This is a genomic window from Rhizobium sp. SU303, assembly GCF_021052345.1.
Lineage (GTDB): Bacteria > Pseudomonadota > Alphaproteobacteria > Rhizobiales > Rhizobiaceae > Rhizobium > Rhizobium laguerreae.
Genome location: NZ_CP088095.1, coordinates 869,270 through 895,190, shown reverse-complemented (window position 1 = coordinate 895,190; position 25,921 = coordinate 869,270). Strand labels below are relative to the sequence as shown.

The 25,921-nt window shown below is 59.8% G+C and carries 21 protein-coding genes and 1 pseudogene; 8 read left to right on the top strand and 14 right to left on the bottom strand.

From position 1 onward, the window contains the following. Positions 1-21: 21 nt before the first annotated feature. Positions 22-408 carry a DUF6152 family protein gene (locus tag RlegSU303_RS04485; RefSeq protein WP_131630546.1) on the bottom strand — a complete coding sequence of 129 codons (387 nt, stop codon included), beginning with the start codon at positions 406-408 and terminating at the stop codon, positions 22-24. Positions 409-503: 95 nt separating this feature from the next. Further along, a complete protein-coding gene (locus tag RlegSU303_RS04480; protein ID WP_027664993.1) occupies positions 504-950 on the bottom strand; it encodes an RrF2 family transcriptional regulator in 447 nt (148 codons plus the stop codon). Between the two features lie 420 nt (positions 951-1,370). Between RlegSU303_RS04480 and RlegSU303_RS04475 the strand changes: the two genes are divergently transcribed. From RlegSU303_RS04475 to RlegSU303_RS34495, 6 genes and pseudogenes are all read left to right on the top strand, one after another. Beyond that, on the top strand, positions 1,371-2,111 hold the full coding sequence (locus RlegSU303_RS04475; RefSeq protein ID WP_151520008.1) for a phosphoadenylyl-sulfate reductase: 741 nt from the start codon (positions 1,371-1,373) through the stop codon (positions 2,109-2,111). Positions 2,112-2,225: 114 nt separating this feature from the next. Further along, a complete protein-coding gene (cysD, locus tag RlegSU303_RS04470) occupies positions 2,226-3,179 on the top strand; it encodes a sulfate adenylyltransferase subunit CysD (protein ID WP_003546395.1) in 954 nt (317 codons plus the stop codon). Position 3,180: 1 nt separating this feature from the next. Further along, on the top strand, positions 3,181-4,677 hold the full coding sequence (cysN, locus tag RlegSU303_RS04465; RefSeq protein WP_094086467.1) for a sulfate adenylyltransferase subunit CysN: 1,497 nt from the start codon (positions 3,181-3,183) through the stop codon (positions 4,675-4,677). Between the two features lie 397 nt (positions 4,678-5,074). After that, positions 5,075-5,716 carry a peroxiredoxin-like family protein gene (locus RlegSU303_RS04460; protein WP_151520009.1) on the top strand — a complete coding sequence of 214 codons (642 nt, stop codon included), beginning with the start codon at positions 5,075-5,077 and terminating at the stop codon, positions 5,714-5,716. Between the two features lie 184 nt (positions 5,717-5,900). After that, positions 5,901-8,186 carry a PBP1A family penicillin-binding protein gene (locus RlegSU303_RS04455; RefSeq protein WP_231283505.1) on the top strand — a complete coding sequence of 762 codons (2,286 nt, stop codon included), beginning with the start codon at positions 5,901-5,903 and terminating at the stop codon, positions 8,184-8,186. A 46-nt stretch (positions 8,187-8,232) separates the two neighbouring features. Continuing rightward, a pseudogene (locus RlegSU303_RS34495) lies at positions 8,233-8,335 on the top strand (quinone oxidoreductase); the annotation flags it as partial. Positions 8,336-8,349: 14 nt separating this feature from the next. On the opposite strand, the gene RlegSU303_RS04450 reads toward RlegSU303_RS34495, so the two are convergent. The 10 genes from RlegSU303_RS04450 to RlegSU303_RS04405 form a co-directional block, all read right to left on the bottom strand. Then, complete coding sequence (locus tag RlegSU303_RS04450) at positions 8,350-8,853, bottom strand: hypothetical protein (protein ID WP_094086470.1); 504 nt, start codon at positions 8,851-8,853, stop codon at positions 8,350-8,352. Between the two features lie 462 nt (positions 8,854-9,315). After that, positions 9,316-10,497, bottom strand: a complete 1,182-nt coding sequence (locus RlegSU303_RS04445) for a glycoside hydrolase 5 family protein (RefSeq protein WP_331275229.1) — start codon at positions 10,495-10,497, stop codon at positions 9,316-9,318. Positions 10,498-10,513: 16 nt separating this feature from the next. Next, a complete protein-coding gene (locus RlegSU303_RS04440; protein WP_222329500.1) occupies positions 10,514-11,893 on the bottom strand; it encodes a hypothetical protein in 1,380 nt (459 codons plus the stop codon). A 2-nt stretch (positions 11,894-11,895) separates the two neighbouring features. After that, positions 11,896-12,897 (bottom strand): glycosyltransferase family 2 protein, encoded by a 1,002-nt coding sequence (locus RlegSU303_RS04435; protein ID WP_231283503.1) that lies wholly within the window; start codon positions 12,895-12,897, stop codon positions 11,896-11,898. Then, positions 12,890-13,720 carry a hypothetical protein gene (locus RlegSU303_RS04430; protein WP_231283502.1) on the bottom strand — a complete coding sequence of 277 codons (831 nt, stop codon included), beginning with the start codon at positions 13,718-13,720 and terminating at the stop codon, positions 12,890-12,892. The genes RlegSU303_RS04435 and RlegSU303_RS04430 overlap by 8 nt, the downstream gene beginning before the upstream one ends. Continuing rightward, on the bottom strand, positions 13,717-14,604 hold the full coding sequence (locus tag RlegSU303_RS04425; protein WP_131630537.1) for a DUF6492 family protein: 888 nt from the start codon (positions 14,602-14,604) through the stop codon (positions 13,717-13,719). The genes RlegSU303_RS04430 and RlegSU303_RS04425 overlap by 4 nt, the downstream gene beginning before the upstream one ends. After that, positions 14,601-16,700 (bottom strand): hypothetical protein, encoded by a 2,100-nt coding sequence (locus RlegSU303_RS04420; protein WP_231283501.1) that lies wholly within the window; start codon positions 16,698-16,700, stop codon positions 14,601-14,603. The genes RlegSU303_RS04425 and RlegSU303_RS04420 overlap by 4 nt, the downstream gene beginning before the upstream one ends. Then, a complete protein-coding gene (locus RlegSU303_RS04415; RefSeq protein ID WP_131630535.1) occupies positions 16,687-17,847 on the bottom strand; it encodes a glycosyltransferase family 4 protein in 1,161 nt (386 codons plus the stop codon). The genes RlegSU303_RS04420 and RlegSU303_RS04415 overlap by 14 nt, the downstream gene beginning before the upstream one ends. A 26-nt stretch (positions 17,848-17,873) precedes the next feature. Next, positions 17,874-18,647: a glycosyltransferase family 2 protein gene (locus RlegSU303_RS04410; RefSeq protein ID WP_131623882.1), complete on the bottom strand. Its 774-nt coding sequence runs from the start codon at positions 18,645-18,647 to the stop codon at positions 17,874-17,876. A gap of 116 nt (positions 18,648-18,763) precedes the next feature. Then, positions 18,764-20,137 carry a polysaccharide biosynthesis/export family protein gene (locus RlegSU303_RS04405; protein ID WP_231283499.1) on the bottom strand — a complete coding sequence of 458 codons (1,374 nt, stop codon included), beginning with the start codon at positions 20,135-20,137 and terminating at the stop codon, positions 18,764-18,766. A gap of 561 nt (positions 20,138-20,698) precedes the next feature. Between RlegSU303_RS04405 and RlegSU303_RS04400 the strand changes: the two genes are divergently transcribed. After that, positions 20,699-21,652: an NmrA/HSCARG family protein gene (locus RlegSU303_RS04400; protein WP_168277355.1), complete on the top strand. Its 954-nt coding sequence runs from the start codon at positions 20,699-20,701 to the stop codon at positions 21,650-21,652. Positions 21,653-21,757: 105 nt separating this feature from the next. On the opposite strand, the gene RlegSU303_RS04395 is transcribed toward RlegSU303_RS04400, so the two are convergent. Next, a complete protein-coding gene (locus RlegSU303_RS04395) occupies positions 21,758-22,678 on the bottom strand; it encodes a LysR family transcriptional regulator (protein ID WP_131708505.1) in 921 nt (306 codons plus the stop codon). A 126-nt stretch (positions 22,679-22,804) separates the two neighbouring features. Then, entirely contained in the window at positions 22,805-23,794 is a 990-nt protein-coding gene (locus RlegSU303_RS04390; RefSeq protein WP_231283845.1) for a LacI family DNA-binding transcriptional regulator, read from the bottom strand. Positions 23,795-24,391: 597 nt separating this feature from the next. Here RlegSU303_RS04390 and RlegSU303_RS04385 point away from each other — a divergent pair. Beyond that, complete coding sequence (locus RlegSU303_RS04385; RefSeq protein WP_231283498.1) at positions 24,392-25,897, top strand: DegQ family serine endoprotease; 1,506 nt, start codon at positions 24,392-24,394, stop codon at positions 25,895-25,897. Positions 25,898-25,921: the final 24 nt, after the last annotated feature.

Genomic DNA, 25,921 nt, shown 5'->3' with positions numbered 1-25,921 from the left:
ACAGGTCAGTTCGCCCAGAGGTCAGTTCGTCTTGATGCGGTCGGGATAGATATCGTAGCGCTTCTCGCCGATGGTGAGGCGCACGGCCTTCAGCCGCTTCTCTTTTGCATCCTGCGAACGGTTTCCAAGGGCCACCACCTGGTCGCCGGGCTTGGCCACACCTTCGACGAAACCGGAGCGTTCCGTCTGGCGTGGATTACCGAGTTCGACGAGCCAGACGCCGTCATCGGCGGTGGCAACGTCGAGCGTCGGATGTGGTCCGCCCATGGAGATCTTCTCGATGGTGCCGCGCAGCTCGATCTGATCCGCCTCGGCCCACGACCAGCCGTGATGAGCGGCCGCGCCTGTCGCGAGGGCCGCCGAGAATATGGCCGCAGCCACGATCCGCTGTGCTGAAATTCCAAACATGATATTCTCCCTACCAGCATGAGCAGGCAGGTGGAGCATCCCGACTGGAAGAAAAGGGATTTCACCAAATCTTGAAGCAAGAGGCGGGCGTATGCTCAAGCCAGCAGTCGAGTGACTTCGGCGCTGTGCTTTGGGGCGATGGCATCGGCGATGGTGGTGGAGAACAGCACCTTGCGGGTGGCGTCTGCGACCTTGGCGAAGACATGGCGGATCTGGCAGTTCTGTTCGCCGTCGCAATCGTCGCACCTTCTATAGGCGGTGATCGACAGGCATGGAAGCGGCGCGATCGGGCCGTCGATGATGCGCAGGATCTCGCCGAAGGTAATGGTTTGGGCAGGCTTGAGAAGGAGATAACCGCCCTGCTTGCCGCGACGGCTGGCAACGACGCCGTGATGTTTCAGGTCGAGCAGGATCTGTTCGAGGAACTTCTTCGGGATCTTCTGCTGCGCCGCGATATCGGAAATCATCACCGGTTCGTCGGCATCGGCATCAGCCAAGACCGTGAGCGCCCGCAGCGCATATTTCGCCTTTTGCGTAATCATTTTTGACCATCGACACACACAGGCGGCACGAATCTTCGCACCGCTACGGAAGTACTTTTGCCTCTATGGCACAACCAGCATGAACGGAATTTGAACGCGCCGGAGAAAGCCTTGAGAGACAAGAGTTTTGGCCTTGTTTTTCGCCCTCGGCCAAGCTCTCTTAATCTATCCCAAAACCGTGTCTTCTGCACCATTTTCGGCATCACTTCAGATTTCGGATTGACAGGCTGCGTGTAACTCTACTATTTCTATAGACATTCGAGCTGCCGATGTGGATTTTCATCCGCAGGCGGCTGCTTTTCTGCATCGCGGCAGCTTGGGAGAGATATTTGCTCCTCCGGCCGCAGCTTTCGAAATCCCTTTTTCTGTCCGATCCATGCGCGAACTGCGATACTCCCGTCAACAAAGGACAGGATTCCCATGACTGTTAACAATCCCATCGCAGAGGCCGAAGCGCTGAACGACCGACTGGCAGGCCTCGACCTTGCCGGACGTCTGTCGCTGGTCTCCGGCCTCGGCGGCCGCGTGGTGTTCACGACGTCACTCGGCATCGAGGACCAGGTGATCACCGCCGAGATCGGCACGCACCGCCTGCCGATCGATATCGCGACGCTGCAGACCGGCCGGCTCTTTGCCGAGACGCTGTCGCTGATCGACGAGACCGAAAGCCAGTACGACATCCATATCCATCGTTTCGAGCCCCAAAAGGCCGATATCGACGCCTATGCGGCGCAATACGGCCTCAACGGTTTCTACGAGAGCGTCGAGGCCCGCCATGCCTGTTGCGGCGTGCGCAAGCTGAAGCCGCTTGCACGTGCCCTTGAAGGTGCTGCGATCTGGATCACCGGCCTGCGCCGCGGCCAATCGGCCAACCGCGCCGAAACGCCCTTTGCCGAATATGACGCCGAACGACATCTGCTGAAGGTCAATCCGCTCGCCGATTGGGACCTGGAGGCGATCAAGGCCTTCGTTTCCGCAAACGGCGTGCCGGTCAATCCTCTGCACGCTCGCGGTTATCCCTCGATCGGCTGCGAACCCTGCACCCGGGCGATCAAGCCCGGCGAGCCGGAACGCGCCGGCCGCTGGTGGTGGGAGCAGGACGAGACGCGCGAATGCGGCCTGCATGTCGCCGAAGAGGCCGCAGCGATCGCCGCACAGTAAATCATCTCACGGCTTTCCCAATCAGGGCGCGGCGACCGCCGCAGCCTTGGGAAAGTCAACACCAAGGAATTGCTTTGCGGGCACCCGCAAAGGATCGACAGTCTGGAGTAAGACATGCCCGATAGCCGTCCGGATACGGAACTCAGCAATCCGCAGAGCGCCAAGGCACCGCTCGACCCGCATCTGAAAGCGCTGGAAAACGAATCCATCCACATCTTCCGCGAGGTTGCGGCCGAATTCGAGCGTCCCGTCATGCTCTATTCGATCGGCAAGGATTCCTCGGTGCTGCTGCATCTGGCGCGCAAGGCCTTCTATCCCGGCCGGGTGCCCTTCCCGCTGTTGCATGTGAACACCGGCTGGAAATTTTCCGAGATGATCGCCTTCCGCGACGAGACCGCGAAGAAGTACGATCTCGATCTGATCGAACACATCAATCCGCGCGGCAAGGCCGAAAACATCACGCCATTCACGCATGGATCGGCCGCCTTCACCGACATCATGAAAACCGAGGGGCTGCGTCAAGCGCTTGATGCCGGCCAGTTCGACGCCGCTTTCGGCGGCGCGCGGCGCGACGAGGAAGCCAGCCGCGCCAAGGAGCGGATCTATTCCTTCCGCACGCCCGATCATCGCTGGGATCCGCGCAACCAGCGGCCGGAACTCTGGAACATCTATAACGGCATGATCCGCAAGGGCGAGAGCGTGCGCGCCTTCCCGCTGTCGAACTGGACCGAAGTCGATATCTGGCGCTACATTCAGGCCGAAGACATTCCGCTGGTGCCGCTCTATTACGCCAAGAAGCGGCCGTTCGTGGAGCGCGACGGCATGATGATCCTGGCCGAGGATCCGCGCCTGGAACTGCTGCCCGGCGAAGTCCGCCAGGAAGGCATGATCCGCTTCCGCACCCTCGGCGACTTTCCGCTGACCGGCGCCATCCGCTCACAGGCCACCACCCTCGAAGAGGTGATTGCCGAACTCGAAATTGCAACGGTGTCCGAACGCCAGGGCCGCGCCATCGATCGCGACCAGTCCGGCTCCATGGAAAAGAAGAAGCGTGAAGGATATTTCTGAGATGACCGCCGCCCAAACCGCCGTCTCGGCCGCAACCGTCGTCAACCTGCCCGCCGCCGAGCCGCTCAAGGCCCTGCGCGATACCAGGCCGCTGCGCCTCATCACCTGCGGCAGCGTCGATGACGGCAAGTCGACCCTGATCGGCCGCCTGCTCTGGGACACCAAGGCGGTCAAGGAAGACCAGGCCGCCACCCTGCAGCGCGATTCCACCGGCAAGCAGAACGATCTCGGCCTGCCCGACTTCGCGCTGCTGCTTGACGGCCTGCAGGCCGAGCGCGAACAGGGCATCACCATCGATGTCGCCTATCGCTATTTCTCGACCGACAAACGCTCCTTCATCGTCGCCGACACGCCCGGCCACGAGCAATATACCCGCAACATGGCGACCGGCGCCTCGACCGCCGATCTCGCCATCCTGCTCGTCGATGCCCGCTTCGGCATTCTCGAGCAGACGCGCCGTCACGCGACGATCGCCTCGCTGCTCGGCATCAAACAGTTCGTGCTCGCGATCAACAAGATCGACCTGACGGGCTACGACCGCGCCGGCTTCGACAAGATCAGCCATGATTTCCGGGAATTTGCCCTGTCGCTCGGCGTCAAGCAGATCACCGCCATTCCGATGTCGGCGCTGAAGGGCGAAAACGTCGTCTATTCCGGCCAGGCCGCCATGCCCTGGTATACCGGCCCGACGCTGGTGGAAACGCTGGAGCTTGCCACCGTGCGCTCGTCGCAGACGGTCGGCTTCCGCCTTTCCGTCCAGCGCGTCTCGCGTCCCGGCGAAAGCTTCCGCGGCTATCAGGGCACGGTTGCCGGCGGTTCAGTCAAGCCGGGCGACAGCGTTATGATCCTGCCGTCGGGCATGGTCGCCAATGTTTCCAAGATCGTCACTTTCGATCTCGTCCGCAACGCCGCCGTTGCCGGCGATGCGATCACCCTGGTGCTCGACCGCCAGGTGGATGTGGCGCGCGGCGACATGATCGTCTCGATCGACGCCCAGCCGCAGGTCGGCCTTGCCTTTGACGCGCAGATCGTTGCCTTGCAGCCTGAGGGTATCGAGCCCGGCAAGCGCTACTGGCTGAAGAGCGGCAGCCGCCGCCAGCGCGTGCAGGTGCAGCCGCTCAGCCAGCTGGAGCTGAAGACCGGCACCTGGAACGCCGCCCAGCGGCTCTACATGAACGCCATCGGCAAAGTCCGGCTCGTCTTCGACGAAGCGGCGATCTTCGACCCCTATGAGCAGAACCGGCTTTCCGGCTCCTTCATCCTGATCGATCCGGAGACCAACAACACGGTCGCCGGCGGCATGGTGACCGGCAAGCGCACGGAACTCGGCGGCCTGCACAATGGGGAAGCCCGCGTCATCCTCTCGCTTCCGGCCGATCTTGCCGAGCAGATCATGGCGAGCGAACTCTTCGCCAGCCGCAGCCACGAAGCCGAAGTACGGCGCATGACGGCAGCCGAAGCGGCCGACCTCTGGTCGAGCGCTGCGAGCGATATCTGACAAGGGATAAGGGGCCAGCAAGACTGGCCCCTCACCGCAGCCGAATCCACTGGCTGCAGGGCTGGCGGATTCCCTGTCGAACGGCAAAGAACCGATCAGAACCTGAGACTTTGCGCTACGCGGCCCCCCGCTGCTTGAACGCAAAATTGGCTGGTCCCCCAGCTCAATTTTTTGTGTCGGCCTCTACGGCCGCTAAAAAAGTCAGAGTTTGCAGAAAACGGACTTTTCCCATTCACGATTCGCTGTTTTCCGCTTGCCCGCGGGCCAATGTAGGACCATTCTTAGATCGGATCCTGGCGGTGCGGTAAAACGAGAGGTCAGGCCTTGCAACGCTCAATCTAGACCTCGAAGCACTTAACGTGGCGCCTTTTCTCGACTGATCCCGAGGAGGTTGTCCATGTCCACGCTCTATGTCGACCATCCGCTACAACCGGGCGACCGGGTCCCGAACGTTGTCTTTGATGCGATCTCTCGCGAGGGGAAAATCGCACTTGATGATTTTCGAGGCCGCAGCCCGTTGTTGATCGGTTTGTTTCGAGGCCTGCATTGTCCGTTCTGCCGGCGCCACGTCGCGGCCATGGCATATCTCAACCCGGTGCTGCGTGAGAAAGGCGTCCAATCCCTGGCGGTGGTAAACACCCCGGTCGAACGCGCGCGGCTCTATTTCCGTTACCATCCGATACCCGATCTTCTTGCTGCTTCCGACCCGGTACGGGCTTCGCACCAAGCCTTCGGCTTACGCGAGGTCGGGCTCGACACGGCCATGGCGATACGGATCGATCTTCCGGGCGAGTTGCCCGAGCCTATGGGCGTGATGGCAATGGACGAATTTCTCAACGAGAAGGAAGGATATCAGATTACGGAGGCCGATCAGCAGATGATGACTGCAGACCACGGGCAGCTTGTCGGTCAGTTCCTAATCGACAGGGAGGGAATCGTGCGCTGGAGCTTCACTGAAGTTCTGGAGGCTGGGCTCCAGACATTTCAGGCTCCGAATTCCCAGGAATTGATGTCGGTAGCTTCCCAAGTCGCACATTGACAACGAAAACTCGCTCGACGCCCAGCCGCAAGTCGGCCTTGCCTTCGACGCGCAGATCGTTGCCTTGCAGCCAGAGGGCATCGAGCCCGGAAACTCCTCGGAACCGTTGCGGCCTTTTACGGTGGAACACTCCGCGTCACCCGGCTATAAAGGTCAATGTGCGTTGGCTTTTTCGCGGTAATCGATGCCCAATTCTCCCGAATCCTCAGGTGAAAGCGTTAGCGGCTCGAGCTCCGGTCGCGATCAGACACTCGATTCAGCAGCGCAAGCGGCTGCCTCGGATTCGCCGGGAACCACCCGAGTCGACGACTCGCAACCGCCCCCCGGATCCTTCGGCCAAACTCGACGGGCCGCCAGGACTCTGTTGCGTGCGCTGCGCCAAGATTTGCAGGCAAGTTCTGTTTTGGCAAAGATCAAGACGGCCGCCTTGTCTTGGAGGACAAAACTGAGGTCGACGCGACCCGGAATCGCGTCCGCTGCCCACAAGTGGATTACGAGTGCTTTGGTTAAAGTGGGGCGCGGTCAGCGTTCAAAGCCGCGTGAAAGTCGACGAAGCGCTCCGTTCATTGCGGGCTGGCGCAAATTCGCTATCGGGTTGGTCTTGCTTGTCTGCCTCCTCGCAGGAAGCGTGCTGGTGTGGGCACTGAAAGACGTGCCCTGGAGCGAAATCCGGGCTGGAACATTAAAGCCGGTCGTCGTGCTGGAAACTGCCGACGGCGCGCCATTGGTAAGACAGGGACCTTATCAAGGACCATATGCGCGATACGACCAGTTTCCGCCCCATCTGATCGATGCCGTCCTTTCGATCGAGGATCGCCGGTTCATGGATCATTTCGGCGTCGACCCCAGGGGCATCGGGAGGGCGCTTCTGCGGAACTTGGAGGCTGGCTCGGTGGTGGAGGGTGGCAGCACGATCACCCAGCAACTCATCAAGCTGCAATACCTCGACAGCGACCGAACCATAAAACGAAAGATACAGGAAGTCGTCATCGCCTTCTGGCTGGAGTGGAAGCTCGGCAAGGCGGAAATCCTGACGCGCTATCTCAATAGCGTCTATCTTGGCGCGGGCGCCACCGGCATGCCTGCCGCAGCGCGCATCTATTTCAACAAGGAAATCGGCGCCCTCAACCTGCCGGAGTCTGCGATGCTGGCGGGGTTGCTGCGGGCGCCGAGCCAATGGAATCCGATCGACAATTTCGAAGGCGCCCGGCAGCGCACCTTGGTGGTTCTCGACGCGATGGCAGCCAATGCCAAGATCACCGAGCCACAGGCGGCGGAGGCCAAGACGAGCTTTGCCAGGCTGCACCCAACGACGCCTACGCCGCGCTCCGGAAGCTGGTTTGCCGACTGGATTTCGCCGCAAGCAAGCGAAATCGCCGGCTCCTCGCCAGGTTCGACGACGGTGCGCACCACGCTGGTGCCGCGGTTGCAGCAGATCGCCGAAAGGGTCGTGAAAAGAGCCCTAGACAGTGAAGGAAAGACGGTCGAAGCATCACAGGCGGCCTTGGTTGCGATGACGCCCGACGGCGCGGTCGTAGCGATGGTTGGAGGGCGCGACTACAAGGCAAGCCAGTTCAACCGCGCCGTCACTGCGATGCGCCAGCCGGGTTCCACCTTCAAACTATTCGTCTATTACGCAGCATTGAAGGCTGGGCTCACCTTGTCTGACCAAGTTCCGGACACGCCAATTGACATCGATGGCTGGTCGCCAGAAAATTCCGGTGGCAATTATCGCGGCTGGGTAACCCTTGCCGAGGCGTTCGCGCGATCGCTCAATGCCGCCTCAGTGGCGCTTGCCGAAGAGGTGGGTCTGGACAATGTGATTGCCGCAGCGCGTGAACTCGGCATCGATGCGCCACTGGCCAACACGCCGTCTTTGGCGCTTGGCACATCAGAAGTAAATCTGCTTAACCTCACCAGCGCCTATGCGTCCGTCCAACTCGGCAGGGCACCTGTCAGGCCCTGGGGCATCATCGACTTCCAGGCGGCGGGGCAGCCCAAGACGTTTCGAGTTGGCTCACAAGCAAAGCCGAATGTCGATCTTTCGCCCTACCAGTCCGACCTCCTCGGCCTGCTGCAGTTGGTGGTCGAGCGCGGCACTGGACGTGGGGCAGATCCCGGCACGTTTGCGGCCGGTAAGACCGGCACGAGCCAGAACAATCGTGATGCCTGGTTCGTCGGTTTCACGGAAGCGCTCGTCGTCGGTGTCTGGGTCGGCAATGATGATGACGCGCCGATGAAGGGGGTGACGGGCGGCGACCTGCCGGCGCATATCTGGCGGGACTTCATGCGTGAGGCAACGACCGAACCGACTCTGAACGGAGTGCGATCGACCGAAGCAGTGGTCGATGGTCAAGGCGCACCCCAGTCCTGTAACATCACCGCCTGCTCGCGCAGTTACCGCTCATTTCGGCCGTCCGATTGCACTTATCAGCCATATTCCGGCGGCCGACGGCTTTGTGAAAAATGATGTGATTCGGCAGAGATCGAGCACCGGTCATCCTTGCCTCACGCCCGTTTCGCAGATCGGCGCCGAATAATCGTTTGGCCGATATTGCGAAGGCGCACGAAGAGATGGAATCCGGACGTTCGGCGGGCAGTCTCCTGCTGAGACCTTGATTGGTCAACGTCCGTTATTTCGGCTTACGCAGATGGAGAGATCCAGTCGGAATAGGGACCACACTGGCAAGCCGTTGGCCTACCACCGTACCGATTGTGGGAACCCCGGACGTATTCCTGGATGCGGGCTCGATTTGCCGGAGAAACAGTCCGCTATTATCCGCGAGAGGTCCGATAGTAATCATCGGCTCATCGTCGACGAAAAGTATCAATCCAATGCCGGATCCAAGCTTATCCTCCACCCTGCATGGCAGGGCTCGCAGTACGGTCTCCGCCTTTGTCGAAAACAGGGATTTCACAAGCCCGCCAAGTGCCTCGATACTATTGACAAACGGCCGGACGACAAGCGTGACTGCTTCTTGTTCGGATAGAGAGAGTTCGACGGAAAGCTGAGCCGGCGCAGAACCGGTTGGCAGGCAAGCACTATAAAGCTGGAAAATCGCGGCGCGGGCGAAATTCAAGCGTGTATCATGGGATTCGGCTTCGACGATTGATTGAAGAAAGCCTGAAGAGTTCACTGCCGCAATCCCTATTTCGAATCGGGGTAGCCCGATGAAGTTTCATTATACGATACCGCTTCTGCGGGCGAGCCGTCCGCATTATTCATATTAACAAATGCTGACCTTCAAAAATCTCCGGTTTGTCCCCTATATCCTGGGATAGACCGCGAATATTTGTCCAAGCTGGAGACCCAGTTTAGATCGCAACAAAATATGGAGGCATTTAGGTCAATACTCCAGCGTGTCGAGATCGCTATCACTCGTCTATTAGTATGCGGCGATGTTGCGGAGAGTGTCAGCGGTATTCGGACGACATCATGCTCTGTACAAACAGGATTCAGATTTTAGGCCGACCCGGCCTAAATCATCCTGTTCTAGGGGAAAGAACGCGCCACCGTTCCGGTTCGCAGGCGCGCTTCCGATCTTCGTGTCACGCATATTGTCTCTTGAAATCGGTTTCCGCCTTCGAGCGAGCCCTGATTATTGAAACTTGAGGGCGGCGGCGCGCAGAGCCTGCCAAGCAGGGCCTCCATCGTTATGGATGTCGAATTTGTCGTGGTCGTCCTGGGGATAGAGGCCCGAGTCCTGCGCGCTGGTGAGCCGCCAAACCACCCAGCCTCCGCAATCCGACGTGGCGATCGTGTTCAGCCAAATTTCATAGGCATTTGCCTGATCGGGATCGGATCGGGGAATTCCAAATTCCTCCAGGATCACCGGTTTTCCGATATTTCGTGCGATCGTGCAGTATTCGCGAATGCGGGCATCGAAATCGGAATGGCTCATTTTGACGTAGGATGGGTAGCCATGCCATGTGCCGAAATCGACGCTCGGAATGTTCATATCCGCCAGCTTCTGTTCCATGTTCCCATGGCCCGTCGTGACGAGCTGTTTCGGTGCCAGGGATTTGACATAGGCTGACATTTCCGACACCCAGTCATGAAGGAGCGGTTTGGGATGGATGTCAGGTTCGTTGGCCAGATCCCAGGCAAATATGGTGGGGTCATCGGAATAGCGCGCACCAGTAATCGTGTTGACGCGCGACAGAACATGCCGAACCCATGCCTTGTAATCGCGGCGGGTTCGCGGATCAGCGGCAAAAAAGGTGTATTTGTCCGAACTCCCATACCAGGCGTTCATCTGCTGGGCACCGCCCGTATAGGCCCAGAAATCGACGAATGCGAGGATCAGCTTGAGCTTGCGCTTCGCCGCTTCCGCGATGAGGTAATCGACCTTTTGCAAGCCGTCGGGTCCGTCGTTGGGAACCATCTTGTTGGTTATCGGATCCCAACTCATCATATAGATGCCCTTGGTCCCAAGATTGCTGGAATCGGCAGTGCTTTTTGAATTCCAGATCGTCGGCACACGGCCGTCCAGCGACCCTATAACCGGTTGCAGGAAGGTGCGCACCACATTGGCACCCATTGCCGTGGCATCGTCCAACACGCGGGTGACTTCGCCTGGCGAGCCAAATGTCAGATAATGGTTGTTTACGCCGGCCACGCGAAATGGCTTGCCGTCCAGAAGAAAGCCCCCCTCCTTCGTCGTGACGAAAGATTGCTGCGCAGATGACTGCGCGTCCGCAGATCCGACTTGAGCAGACCAAAAAAGCGCCAGCGCCACAGCGCCGGTAGCGAAATTCCGGAAATGGTGAATAGGCCTCATGCGAAAAAACTCCCTTTCAAGCCCGTGACGCAATTCCGATTTGGTCTGTCTCATCGAGGGAATTGCCGTATGTCGAGACACCGGCAGCCGCTGATGGCGCGATGGTGGACGGCGTCGCAGTGCGCCGTGCGGCGCAATACAAAGCCGGGCACAGAAGGAGGCCTTCCAGCGAAACCGCAATGACCCAGAAGTTGGCTGTGCCCGCGATCCCGAATTGCGCACCACCGACGGCGGCCGCGATCTCCAGCACCGCACCGCCGGTCAGAACGAGCGTGGCAAAACCGAGGCGCCGTCGGACACGTTGAACCGCCAGATAATGATACTTCAACGCCATTCCGAAAGCGGCAACGCCCAGAAACTGGAGACTATTTCCTGCAATCACAGCATAGGCCGGATTGAATATCCAGAGCATGAAGCGCGACAGGAAGAGGAACGCCAAGGCGGTCGCCGCGCAGACCAGCATCGACAAGCCGAGCGACAGCCGCAGGCGCGCAGGAAATAGCTCCGGCTCCCGCACAGCGATGGCAAACAACACCGAGGCGAGTGACGCAGGGACGAGAAGCGCGACGTTCAGCACCGTCCAGGCGGCATAGAAGGCGGCGTTGATCTCAGCAGACAGCATCACCGTGACGACGAAGGGCAGCAAAAGCGCCGGCGCCTGAACAGCCATGCTGAGCGTATGATGGCCGAAAACCTGTCCGAGCGCCGGGCGGTAGGCGCGGATCTCCGGCCGGTGGAAAACGCGCCTGCCGGCATAAACAAGAAGCCCGGCCACGACGACCAGCGAGACAAGCTGTCCGACAAACCAGGTGGTGAAGATCCCCAGCTCGCTGCTCGCGCGGCCAAGTGTCAGGCCGAGAGCGATCAGTAGAAGAAGCTTGCTGGCGGCGAAGACGACATTTCGGGCCAGTTGAAGGCCGCTGCGCAGAAGGCCAACAAGGGCTTGGTCGAGCACGAGGGTCACGGCCGTCAGAGCGCAACCAGCGACGAAGAAGAGATCGGTCGCGGAGGAACCGACAATCGAGCCAAGCTGCGTCGATGTGAAGGCAGCGATAGCAAGATAGATCAGCCCCACGATGATGGAGGCGCTGAACGAGGCCAGGAGGGCGCCCGCCAAAAAGGGACCTGCTCTTTTCTGACGGCCTATCTCGCCCATCAGGAAGGGCCCGAGACCGACTTCGCCGAAATTCGCGAGGAGATTCATCAACGATATGGCGGCGGCAGCGAGCCCGACAGCTTCGGCCGAGAAGGAACGCGCCGCGAACCACCAGTAGACGAAGCCGAGAACGGCCGTCATCAACGTTCCAAGCCCCAGCATGCCTGCATTGAGGAGCAAAACCGCCTGATTCATCAGCAGACTGCGGACCTTGGTCATGGCGGCCCTGACGGTCATCATGCCTATTCCACCGGTTCGAGAGCGCGAGCAGGAACGGAGGTGAACGGTCGCGTAAGGGCAGCGCGGGTCCTGCCGAGAGCGAAGCCGGCCGCAGTGGCCGCTAGGCCGGCGCCCAGCGCGACGGCGCGAAGAAGGCCGCTCGGCTGACCAAGCAGCACATCAGCGAATCCCCGCATAATCCCTTGGGGCAACGTCCTCGTCATATAGGTCTTTTCCGACGCCAGCGCCTCGCCGGAGCCTGCCATCAACGACAGGCTGGCTTTTGAAAGCCCTTCGGCCCAGCATCGATGAAGGAAGTATTTCCACGTCGCGCGATCGGCGGGTATGGCGTGATCGCTGCCGCTCGACGGCTCGAAGACGAAGCGGCCATTCGGCAAGGCCCTGGTTGCACGGATGCAGAGTTCGGTTTCCTCGCATCCGAGCGGCAAAGCCTTGGCCGTTCGGCCCAAGCCGGAATCGAAGCCGCCCGTATGATCGAAGACGTATCGGCGGATGCACATGGACGCGCCGATGAGGTTGCGCACCGACCCCGGATGAAGGCCGCGATAGGTGCAGCCGAGGGTCCACAGGAATTCGTCGGGAAACCAGGACGGACGGTCTGTTTCCCACAGCGGGCGGATAGCGGAGACGGCGCCCAGAACCGAAGGATCCTCCAGTTGCCGCACCAAGGTCGCCAGCAAATCTTGATCCGACACGGCGTCGTCGTCGAGAAACAGGATGACCTCTCCGCGGCTGACAGAAATCCCGGTGTTGCGGGCACCGGAGAGGCCGGGCGGATGAATATTCTCGACGATGCTGAGCGGGGTTTCGAAGCGCTTGGCGCGCAGACGCAGCGCGAGTGCCGGATTATGATCGACGATGACGACGATCTCGTCCGCGGCCGGCACCTGGCGCGCTGCCGCCTCGATTGCCTTGTTGAGAATGTCCCAACGCTTGTCGGAATAGCAGCAGATGACGATTGCCGTCGTGAGCTTGCCGGGCACGGGGTGCTGGAAATTATCCATTCTTCGGCTCCGGGGCGAACTGAAGGGTTATTCCGGTTGGTGCCGGGGACTGGAGCGCGTCGATGGTCATCCAGACCTTGCGGTAGATCGTTCCTCTGTCGCCGTCCTTGTAGAGCCAGGCTTCCAGCCGTGCGGGGGGGCGCGTTTTTTTTGTCGGTACGGAGAATTCGAAGGTTTGGCTGGAGGAAGGCGCCAGTTCGAAGGTTGGCATCTTTCCAATCAACGTGCCGCCCAGAACAAGGTCAAGACTGTAAAGCGTCCTGGCGTCTTCCGAATTGCGCACGCCGACCGTTACCACATTGTTCGTCCAGTTCCATTTGGGCACCATCCAAAGCTCAGTGAACTGAAACGGCTTGTGTTCAAGCGCGACCGGGCGCGCCATGAGGACGGAACTCGTCGCCAAGATCATGGAAGCTGCGAAGGCGCCAAAGCGGCGGCCGGGCCAAGCCCAGGGAATGCCTGGATCCGGCCTTGCGAGCTGCAAAACGACATTCAGCCATCGAATGGCGATAGTCGTCAGGCCCAGCGCGTATACCCAGCCTCGCGCATCGAGATGCCCGACGACATGCAGCAGAAGCCCCAAAAAAATGCAGGTCGCGAAGCTCAGAAACACCGCGAGCGTCCCCCTTGTGACCGTATCGCCCTCGATGCGCAGGGTGTCCACCAGCATGCGGCCAGGGAAATACAATATCAGCGGCGCGCAGAGCGCCAGGCGGACCGCCTTCTCCCAGGTCGAAAAGGTTTCGGGCAGCCACGTTACGGCCAAGGCAGCGGCAAGAACCCACAGCGGAATGATTCCCAGAAAGACACGGCGGGCCATCATCGGGGACGCGCTCCTGCATCCGCCCATGCCGTCGCTCCGATGATCTGAGCGGCGCCCGGGTTCACCTTCATGAGCTTCTGGCGGATCACGTTCGGGTCGAAGGATTTCTGGACGAGATGAACGATCTTGCTGTCCAGCCGGCTCAGAGTGAGGCCGAGGCGGCTATGGATCTGCGTCAGATAGGCCCCGCGCGCATCGCGCATCGTCGGCGACTGGTGCATCACATCGAGCAGAAAGACGGAATAGAGCGTCCATTCCCCGAACCGTGTCTGGTCTTTTGACGCACTCAGACCCTTGAGCAGCTCGACGTAGGGTTTTGAGCCGTATTTCGACGCGATGTAGTCATTCAGCGCGATGAGCCATTCACGCTTGAAGCAGAAGAAATCGTTGATGAAATCGACGTAGCGAAAAGATCGAACCGGCTCGACGCCGAGGATCTTTGCAACATTGCGCAACCGTTGCTTCTCGAAACGGTAGTGCAGATCGGGCAGCCTGTGGCTGGAATAATAGAGAACCGGTTCGCCCCGGTCGATCAGATCGGTCGTCGCGATGGGCCGCAGCAGCAGTGTATCCGCACCGAGATTGCAGAAATGCTCGGTCCGGCAGAATTCGAAGGCGCGCAGCTTGACGATCTGCTGCCGAAACCAGCCGGGAAGTTCCAGTTCGCTGGCGGAAAGCCAGTCGTTGTCGCCGGTGACGGCTGCGCCGGGCACGAGACCCTTCGCGTCGAGGAAGGCTCTTAAAGCGGCCGGGTTGTCGGTGACCATGGTCAGGTTTCCCTTGTCGGGGAAATGCTGCTGGTAGGAGCGAAGGGACGCTTCGAGCAAATATTCGATGTCCCGCGAATGGACGCACATGAAAGCGTCGATACGGCTATCGATCATTGCAAATCTCCGTCTGTTCGTCCCAAGGATTGCACCGGCTCTCCGGTCCGCTTACCAGGGACGGCGGGCTGCCGCGCTTTCCCGAGCCGCCCGACGTCGAAAATGACCATGAAGCCGTTGTCGAAGATGCGGTCGACATCGGGCTCGGAATTGAACTTGAGCAGCGACGGCGACTGGAGGGGGACCAAGTGGTTTCGATCCTGCGCGCCGCCGTCGAAATAGACGCCGACGCCGGGCAGGCCGGTGGTCATGCGCAGATCGACCATGACGAAACCGACGCCCGCGTCGATCAGCAGTTTGCGTTCCATCGAGCCGAGATCGGCAGCAGTGATGGCCATGCCTGTATCCTGCCCGCTCTCAAGCGTGGTCGAGACCTTTTGCCGGCCGTAGGTGGACAGGAGCAGGCGATTGATCCGGTCGGTTGCGAAATGCTGGTCGTCGCCCAGCCATTCCCTGGTCCACTTTGCGGCGCTGATCCCCATCGGTTCTATCGACGAGGAGTCGGCCGACACCTCATAGCCGGCCGGAACCAGGATACGTGGCCCCTCGGAGCTGATGACGCCACCAATCAGCACCGTCGTTGCGGCGGCGGCAAGCGCCGTTGCGCGCAGCCAGCCACGCGACATGCCGTGCCAGAACGCCGCGACGGCCACCGCGACGACAATTGCGACGCCGAGGAAAGATAGGGAGCCGATGCGGTTGCCGATCTCCCACCCACTGCGCGTCAGGCGGAAGATGATACTGACAGGATAGGCCAGCGTCACCAAAACGAGGACGACGAGAAGGCTTGACCGCCATAGGCGCCATCTGGTCGGCGGCCAGAGGATGCTCGCATTCCGTGGCTGCCCATTGAAAACGAGCGAGCGGAGAAAGCCGGTGAGAAGTCCGAGGCAGATCAGCGCGACGCCCGCCATCGTCAGATAACGTTGCCACGCAGGCGCCAAGGCTCCCGTGTCCGACACGAAAAGCTTACGTGTCGCGGCCGAGCTCGATACGAGTTGCACTACCTCGTGTATGCCGCCTGCCAGTACCGGAAGGATGTAGCTGCCGGTGGGGTTCCCGATGATCTTCGACCAGGCGACAGGAGCAATCACGGCGATCGAGGCCAGCAGGATCGCCCGCTGCCTCTGCATAGAGGACGCGCCATGCCTCAGGCATTCCATCACCGCCGTGCTGCACAAAAGGGCCATGCAAAAATAGGAGGTGAGATGATGAGTAATCGCGAGTGCCACGATGAGGACCATGGTGGCGACGACCGTCGACCAGCCTGCCGCGTCGCTTCGCTCCATGCGTCGGCTTTCCGAAGCCAACAGCACGGCCGCAAGCATGGGGATCGCCAGGCTTTCATAGGAGTAGTGGACGTCAAACAGCAAAAACGCGGACGAGCCCATGTAGATGAGGCAGGCGATTGAGGCGATCCGTGCCGAATCCGTGATCTTCTCAAAGAGCAGGAAGAGCGCGCACATCAGCATCATCCGTGCCGCCGCCAACACGATGAGGCCTGCCGCGAAGACGGACAGTCCGGACAGGTTGACCAAAGCGGACGTTATGAGCTCCAGGCCGGGATAGAGGGGGCTGACCGGCAACAGGGGATTGGGCAGGAACAGTCGCCCCGCCTCCAGAATGTCGTTCACCGTCGCCCAGTGCAGGAATTCGTCATGGTCTATGAAGGCGACGGGCGCGCGGATGAGGCGCACCACGAAGAGGGCTGAGGTGACGATCATTATGAGCGCCAAGCGCTCCAGGCGGCTGGCCCCTGGATGGATGATCCGCGCCGCCGCGGGGAGAAAGATCGCGGCGATGGCGCAATAGAACGTCGGAACCGCCCAGCCCTCTCCCAGCCGACTGGCATTTGCAGCAAGAGCGGCCACAATAAGGGCGCAGCTGCATAGGAAGGCGAAGACCGGCGACATCCCCAGCGACGAAGGATCGGCAGCATCCCTGACCGCGCTGTCTTGCCTGCGCAGGCCCAGAAATGCTGCGATCCACAGATCGACGCGTGGAATGGAAACCCTTCCTGGATAGCCATGACGATAAGCTCCGTCCTGGTAGGCCTTCTGCCGGCCTGGAGAAGCCCGCCCCTTAACAACGGTCATCGTGCTTCAAATCTCCAAGCAGTGCTGGACCGGTTCGCAGTTCAGGCTGCGGATGCAAAAGTACGCGTCCGTACACCTTCAGCAGCCGATCCGTGCAATCGTTCCAGTCGGGCAACCTCGTCTCAATTGAGATCGGCCCCGCGTCCATGGCGGCGAGCATTTCGCGCGCGGTGAAGTCTGGCGAAGCGTTGAGCGGAATGGATCGCACGAGGCCCTCCTCAGCCAGTTCCCGAAAGCCGGATGTGTCGGTGGTCAGTACGGGAGCCTTGACCGAAAGCGCCTCCATAACCGCCACGGGATGAGCTTCATAATCGCTGAGGAGCACGACAAGAGCGGCCGAAGACAAAAGATCGGCCATTGCGGACCGGTCGGTCGGCGGAATTGCCCCGATCTCGACACGGTTGCCGAGCCCGAGCTCGGCCACCTGCTGACGCAGCTTCGCCTCATAGGGCCCCTCCCCCAGGATCCGAAGGCTCATATCAGGGAATTTCGTTGCCAGCACATGAAATGCAGCAAGCGCCCGATGATGACCTTTGTAACGCTCCAGCCTGCCGAGCGAGACAATCAGCGGCCCGTCGCGAGGTGAAGCCGGCCGACGCCCGGACTTTTCCGGCAGGCGCGCGCCATTGGGGATAACGATGAACCGGTCTCTCGCGATTGCCATATTGTGGCTGAATAGATCCGCTTCGAACCGCGACACGCCGATGAGTTGCGCTGCTCTGGCGGCCAGAGGCGCAAGCATTCTATGTTGGAAGCGCCGGATCGAAGACCGAAATCGCGACGAATGGCCCCCGCTGTGAAAGGTGACCACGAAAGGAAGACCCTTGCGCGATGCGGCGGCCATTCCGAGCGGTGCCAGAAAGGTGTGGTAGCCCTGGACATGCATCAGGTCCCAATCGCCTTCGGCGACCGCCCTGAAGACGCCGGGAGCGAAGCACCAATCCCGCCCACGGGGATACGTCTTCAGCCTGACAATCTGCACGCCGTCTCGGGTTTCCGCTGCCGGAAGAAGGCCGTCGGGATTGCCCGTCAAGACCGTCACCGCATGCCCCTTGCGCACGAGCCGGATTGCGACCTCGCTTACATGGGTTTCCGTTCCTCCGGCAAAAGGCAGGTATCTCGCGCTGAGCATCAAAATGCGCATCATGCGGCCTCGCCAATTACATCCGGACCTCAGGACATGCCCTGCTCGAGGACTTGGACGCCCGTCGGCGTACTGACGCGTTCTCGGAAGATCGTCTTCAGCACGCGCCAGCCGTCCGGAAGGGCACGCAGATTGCTGACGCCGTAGATACGCTCCGATTCAAAGCTCGCGACTTCCATGATTTTGAGCTTGTTCTTCAGGGCCCGCAAATTGATCAGCGTCTCAATTTCGAAGCCGTCGCAATCGGCACGCAGCAAGGGAACATGCCGTCTCCAAAAGCCCATGTAGCCGTAGCACAGATCGCTGAAAGAGCTGCCATAGAGCATCCGGACCAGGAGGGTCAGGCCCAGATTGCCGAAACGGCGGATGACCGTCATGTCGCTGGTGCCGCCACCCTGCATAAAGCGCGAACCCTTGACGAAATCCGCACCTGCAACAAGAGCCGCGACGAACAGGATGATTTCGTAGGGATCCATCGACCCGTCAGCATCAAGCATCACGATCATATCACCAGATGCGGCTTCGAAGCCCGTCCGCAATGCGATGCCTTTGCCCTTCTTAGGCTGAAGTACGATCTTGACATCATCGCGCATGCTTCGTGCGATTTCCGGCGTTCCGTCTGTCGATCGCCCATCGACGATGATAATTTCATGTACCCATGTCGGTATGCGGGGCAAGAGCAGCTTGATGTTTTCGGCTTCGTTCAAGGTTGGAATGACGAGTGAGGTCCTTGGCAACTTGAACATCGGACCTTGGACCGGCATTGAGGAATGCGAGGATTCTAAAGCTTCGATTGTAGACATAAGCTCTCCTTGGCGTTTTGGACCGCGTGACAAATCGCAAATCGACGATGCCCCTGAGCTCTTTGGCCGAGAGGAGGACTAAACTCTCCCCGGTCGGAGGAGTATGCGGCTAAGCCTCAATGTACTTTGATCAGATCGCCTGGCTGTAAGACCGTTTCTTCGGTCGCAGGTTCGACGATGACACCATTCGGTCCAGGCCGAACGATTTCAAATTCAACACCGGCGCTATCATTCGACGATACCATCGACCGGAAAATTTCAAGATCGCTCTCGGTCGTCTTCAACGCCGTGGATAGGCCTCTTTCGGCATCCGCTGCCGACTTTTCGATCTCGATCTTGCGTTCGATACGATCGCGCTCAACGTCCTGTTTCGCTGCCGCCAGCCGTTGCTTCGCGCTCTCGACATCGATGACGGCCTGCTGCTTTCGATCTTCCGACTCGGTCAGTTCGCTTTGTGCCCGGGTCAACTCAATGCTGGTGACAAGTTTGTTTTTGGCCAATTTCTCGATACTTGCCAGCCGATCCTGACGGACCCGAATGGTGGCATCATAATTACCGACGCGTGCCTGACGCAGATCGAGATCGGCCTGAGCATTTGCCACAGATTTCGCGTAAGCACTGCTCTGCGCATCCTTGCTCGTCGTTACCAATTGGCGCTGCCATGTCTCATCATCCAGTAACCGCTGAGCATCGGGATCGGGACCAAGAACAGGTGTGCCAATGCTGGCAATTTGTACGGAATCGCGTTTCGCCCTGAGCACCTCGGTTCGCGACGCAAGCCGCTTCAGATCGGCCAGCCCAGCCTTCAACCGCTCGATCTGGCGTGTAATTTCCACGCTCTGCCATGGCTCAATACTCTTCGCCGCCATGCCACCCGCTTGCGCAACGGCATGCAGAACAGTCATGCCATCAACATATCGAAACGATCCAGGGTTACGAACCGGGCCGGTAATGTAAATCGGCTGGTGCTCAATCTTGACGATATTCACGAACCCCTTTCTGCCGACCAAACTTTCGTACGAAGGAAGAATTATCGCCTCCACATCCGCCGGAGGAAGCCCTCGAACCGGGAAGCGTCCCAAAAGCGGAAGCGAAATCGTTCCGTCCGCTTCAACGACGTATTCGCCAGTGAGCTCGGGCCGCTGGTAAAAGTTCCAGGGAACCGTCCCCCGCGAGCCCGTCCAGCGATCTTCGACGGAGGCCAAGCTTTCGTAAAATGCGAGATTCAATCTATCGCCTGAGCGAAGAACGTCACGCAACGATTGAGGCTGCCGGGCCGAAGTCTCACCAGATGTCACAACCGAGACTGCTTCCTTGGGCGCAGGTAACTCCTCTGCTGCTGACGCCACTGGAACAATCGCTGCAAATACAACGCATAGTATTTTTTGATTTAGGCGAGAACCGATTCTCAACCTATATTCAGGCATAGCCGGCGATATTATCTGCGAAAGCTTCATGCTTCGAATTTCCGCTTTGAAAACGCTGAACACCCTCTGATCTCTTTAAGATTAACATAATATTAACCATATTCAATAGTGCTTAACAGTGATTAATACATCTGACAGGCAGACTAAGAGTCTGAATTGGAAAGAATTCAATAAACATAACATCTTGCAGCGACTGTGCAGCACTTAGAAAACCTTGACCTCATCGGTTTATTTGACGATCTGCAGGGTGAACTTTGCGATCTTTGCAATGCAGCTCTGAGCCAAGGCGAGCGTTTGAGAAATGGCTTCATGAACGACACTTGCGCCGTCGCGATCCTGAATATCGGCGGTGTCCAGGAGATGGCTTTCCGCTTCCGACCATCCGGGCGCGGGTTTCGGCGTTCTGATGCGGGATGGCGAACCGAGTTGTATGCGCGCCGGCTGGCAGCCATTTATCCGAAAAATGGCATTATGTTATGTATTTCAGATATCTACAGCCATAGAACCTGTTGCGATAGGGTACCCGCCATGGAGGTGGGCTCTCGGCACAGGCCGACCGCTCTCCCGCAAAACGACGCCTGGCACCGTAGCCGGCGTCAATGACAGGGAAAGGTTTAAAGCTCTATGTCTGCACATGAAAAGCCACTGATCGCGATCGCCGGTGCAACGAGCAAACAGGGGCGCAGCGTCGCCGCGGCACTCCTTCAGAGCCAACGTTTCCGAGTGCGAGCTTTCACCCGGAAAAAGGATTCGCCTGAAGCTCTACGCCTGGAGAAACTCGGCGCTGAAATCGTCACCGTCCCTCTGGTACTTGGCCTTCGGAAGGACCTCGTTGCGGCATTCAAAGGCGCGGAGGGCGCATTTTTGATGACGCCGCCGATCGCCCCGCCCGAGACCATCGAGGAGCCTCTCGGCCGACAACTGGCGGATGCCGCCGTGGAGGCCGGCGTCGGGCATATTGTTTTCAGCACCCTTGAGAATGTCGACGAGATCACCGGGGGCACGAAGTATGCGCCGCATTTTACCGACAAAGCGCGCGTTGCAGACCATATTCGCGGCCTGCCTATCTCTCATTCCTTCGTCATGCTGGCGTTCTTCTACACCAATCTTCTCGAATATTATGTGCCGCGCATGGAGGGCGATACGCTCCTGCTGCCGATTTATCTTCCCGAAGATTTCCGAGCGCCTTTTGTCGATCCGCTGACGGCGACCGGGCCGGTCGTCCTCGAAATTTTCTCAAACCCCGAGCGCTACAATGGGAAAACGCTGCCGATCGTCGGGGATATCATTTCTCCGCGGGAGATGGTCGAAACCTTTCAGCGTGTGACCGGGCTCAAGGCCGAGTATCGAAACGCTTTCACCAGGGATGGCCTGCTGCGCTTTTTTCCAGAGTTTGCCGCCAACGAACTTCTCGTTCGAGAGATTCTCGGGATGGTCGAATATGCCGTCGAATATGGGTATTTCGGCAAGGAGCATGACCTCGAATGGAGCCGTCGCCTGAACCCCGATACGCTCAACTGGGAGCAGTATCTACGGAAGACGGGGTGGCGTGGCGATAAACAATCTTTTGGATTCTAAAGCGCGTCGCGATCTTTCGGATTCGCTTGTCGCGCTTTAGCTCTTTGTTTTTCCGCATGTCGTTAGCGCAAAACCGTTGCACAGTTTTGCGCGACAAGCTTTAAATCACGATGGCCGGATTCCCGGCAATCTGGAAATCTCGGCGACAAGGAAGTCGACGAGAAGCCGAACGCGGGCAATGGCGGCGCGCTCCGGAACGATTAGCAAGCTCACAGGAACCGGTGCGGGACGATAGTCGCCAAGCAAGACCTCGAGCTGACCGTCGTCGAGAAGATCGTGAACCAACCAGAGGTGTGCGGGACCAATTCCGCGCCCGGCGGCAAGGGCTTTGCGCGCCGCAAGCCCGTGATCGACGCGCAGCTTGCCGCTCACCGGGATCATCAGGCTTGTGCCATCGGGAGAGGAAAGAACAAGCTGATCGCTCCCCGCCACATTGGACATTATAACGGTTTCGTAGCGGGACAGATCGGCTGGGCGCTCCGGCCGTCCATGGGCCGACAAATAGGTCGGAGCGCCCACCAACAGCCGATGGCTCTCTCCGAGCGCATGAAGTTTCATTGCGCTGTCGGCGAGAGGCCCAAGACGAAGAGCCACGTCGACGCCTTCGCGAACCAGGTCGATTCGCTCGTCCGTCAGGTTGAGGTCGACCCGGATGTCCGGATGCTTGTCCTGGAAATCAAAGATCAGGCGCGTGATGTGCATCACACCGAGCGCTGCCGTACAGGAAAGCCGGACAGCACCCGCGGGGGCCTGACGGGCATCTCTGGCTTCTTCAGCAGCCTGTTCGACCAGACGCAATATCTGCAGGCAGTTGGTGTAATAGCGGCTACCCTCGTCGGTAAGGGTGACGCGACGCGTGGTTCGGCTGAGAAGCGGGACGCCGACAGCCTCCTCAAGCTCATTGAGGTGCCGTGTCACTGTGGATTGACCAACGCCCAGCTCTCTGGCCACCATCGACAGGTTGCCGCGTTCTGCGACGCGGACAAAGGTACGCATTCTGTCCAGAGACAGTCCCGCACTATCCATTTTTCAGCACAGTCATCCTCATTCCCTCGGTATAGGGAATAATCTGGGCTATGCCTAGTTTGAGCATACGACAGTTCGGTCGCATTTCATTCGGCAGATCATAGCAGCTTACCGCGTCGAGCCGCGCTAGCGCGTCGAGCCACGTGGGATGATGGAGAAGCCGCAATCGACCTTGTCTTCGCCGGGCGGCTCGTCGCGGACGGCGCGCAGCAGCATATCGGCGACGCGGTAACCGATATCGTAGCGCGGTATGTGCACCGTCGTCAGTGACGGCTCGGTGAAGGCTGAAAATTCCAGATCGTTGAAACCGCAGATGCCGAAATCCTCCGGCACGCGGATGCCGCGCACGCCACATTCGATGAGCACACCGAGCGCCAGTTCGTCATTCTGGGCAAAGACGGCATCGACATCAGGCACGCGCTGCAACAGGCGGGTCAACAATTCCCTTCCGAGACCGGTGGTGCCCGTCGCATCCGCGCCGATGGCAAGATCGGGATCGAAACGGCCGGCTTCGCGCATCGCGTCCTCATAGCCCTCCCTGCGGCGGCGGGAGCGAAGATCAGTGCTGCCGCCGATGAAGGCGATCCTCTGATAGCCCCTCGACAGCAGGAAACGCGTGGGTTCGGCGCCTGCCGCATGATGATCAAGGCCGACGACCAGCCTTTCCGGCTCCTGGCTGAGATCGGTGATATGGGCGATCGGACAGGCGGCATTCTCGATCAGCGGCAGAAGATCATCATAGGATTCGGCACCGGCGATGATGACGCCGGCCGGCTTCTGCATCAGGAAGGATTTCAGCTGGCCGGCCTCCCGATCGGCATGGTGGAGCGTGTTGGAATATTGCACACCGAATTCGGTGGCGCGCAGGCGATCCTCGATGCCGATCATCAGGCCTGCAAAGGCGGGCCGGTGCAAAGCGGGCGTGATGACGCCGACGGTGCCGTTGTGGCGGCCGGCCAGCGCCCGGGCGGCAAGATTGGGGATATACCCCATCTCGTCTACCGTGCGCAGAATAACCTCGCGCAAATCTTCCGAGACGATTTCAGGATTGCGAAGCGCGCGCGAAATGGTGATGGGGCTGACCCCAACCTTTTTCGCCACATCGCTCAACTTCACATGCGCGCCGCGCCTGGCCTTCCGCCCCCGCTTCACTGCCGTCCCCACCGCCCCGTTATATCTAGCCCGCAAGTCTCGCTTGCTCTCGATTCGCGATCTTTACTTTCTGAAGAATAAATAATTTAGAGTCTACTAACATTTTATATTCGCAACAGGATCCCGGAATATAATTTACAGAAACGGCAGCGGGATCGTCTGTCGGCAAATTACGGGCGCATGCGGCGATCGGATCATCACCTCCTGGAAAAAGTGCGTTTATTTTCGAATGAAAACATCGTGGAGGCCGCCTGCGAAGCAAAATCAGGCCGGAATTTTTGAGCCGCTCAAACGCTGGGTGAGCGAAGATTAAGTTCCAGTCATTAGCTTACAAATCGGCAATATAAACATGATCAAACTTTAATTTGTAAATCCGCTTGGTGGGATCATATGAATCCCGAGCGCCAATTCTTCTCTTCCCCCGGCCACCGCCCTCGACGACTGCGTGTTCCCAGGAGGAATTGGCGCCAAACGCCATCCGACGCCAGGTCCCAGGACATGGAACCACGACGCCATCCAAGCCAACGCTCTCGCAAGGGACCCGCCCAAGGGATCACCACCATGTCACACATCCTCCGCAACCATCGCACCACAGCCCTTGTCGGGGCCGCCATCATCGCCGGCGCAGCCTGCCTGCCCTTCGCCATCAACGCCTCCAATGCCGTTGCCGCGCCCTCTGATACCGGCGGCATTCTCGCGCCGAGCGGCTCCTTCGCCTCCATCGTCGATGCCGACAAGCCTGCCGTTGTCACCATCACCACGACAATGAAGGCGACCGATGTCAGCGCCGGAGAGCAGGAATCGCCGATGGACGAGCAGTTCCGCCAGTTCTTCGAGGATCAGGGTGTCCCGCTGCCGCGCCAGGCACCGCAAAAGCGGCCTTCGCAGCAGGCGATGGCGCTCGGCTCCGGCTTCATCATCAGCCCCGACGGGGTGATCGTCACCAACAACCATGTCATCGACAATGCCGTCGACATCAAGGTGACGCTGGATGACGGCACCGAACTGCCGGCCAAGCTGATCGGCACAGACCCGAAATCCGATGTCGCCGTGTTGAAGATAGAGGCGGGCAAGCCGCTGCAGACCATCGCCTGGGGCGATTCCGACAGGCTGAAGCTCGGCGACCAGATTCTGGCGATCGGCAATCCCTTCGGCATCGGCACCACGGTGACGGCAGGCATCGTCTCGGCGCGCGGCCGCGACCTGCACAGCGGGCCCTATGACGATTTCATCCAGATCGACGCGCCGATCAACCACGGCAATTCCGGCGGCCCGCTGGTCGACCGCAACGGCAATGTCGTCGGCATCAACACCGCTATCTATTCGCCGAACGGCGGCAGTGTCGGCGTCGGTTTCGCCATTCCCTCCGACGAGGCCAAGGCGATCGTCGCCAAGCTGCAGAAGGACGGTTCGATCGACCACGGCTATCTCGGCGTGCAGATCCAGCCGGTCACCAAAGACGTCGCCGATGCCGTCGGCCTCGACAAGACCGGCGGCGCGCTGGTTGCCGCCGTCACCGCCGATACGCCGGCCGCCCATGCCGGCCTAAAACCCGGCGATATCGTTACCTCAGTCGGCGACGAGAGCGTCAAGACGCCGAAGGACCTGTCGCGCCTGGTCGCCGACCTTTCGCCGGGCGCCAAAAAATCCCTCGGCGTCTGGCGCGACGGCAAGACGATCGATCTCAACGTCACCGTCGGCACCAATGAGGAAAGCCAGAAGCAGGCCGCGGCCGAAAGCCCGGACACCCAAGGCCAGAGCACCGGCCAGCCGAGCCTCGGCATCGGCCTTGCGGATCTGACGCCCGACGTGCGCCAAGAGCTCAACCTGCCGCGCTCGATCAGCGGTGCTGTGGTCGCCAAGGTCGCCCCGGACAAGTCTGCGGCTGCCGCCGGCATCCAGTCGGGCGATGTCATCGTCTCGGTGAATGACAGACCGGTCCACAATGCCCGCGACGTCAAGACCGCGATTGCAGAGGCCGGCAAGGCCGGCCGCAAGTCGGTGCTGCTGCTCGTCGAACGCGATGGCAACAAGACCTTCGTCGCCGTGCCGTTTGGGGCAGCGTGACGGCGGCCTGGGCTTTGCCGCAAA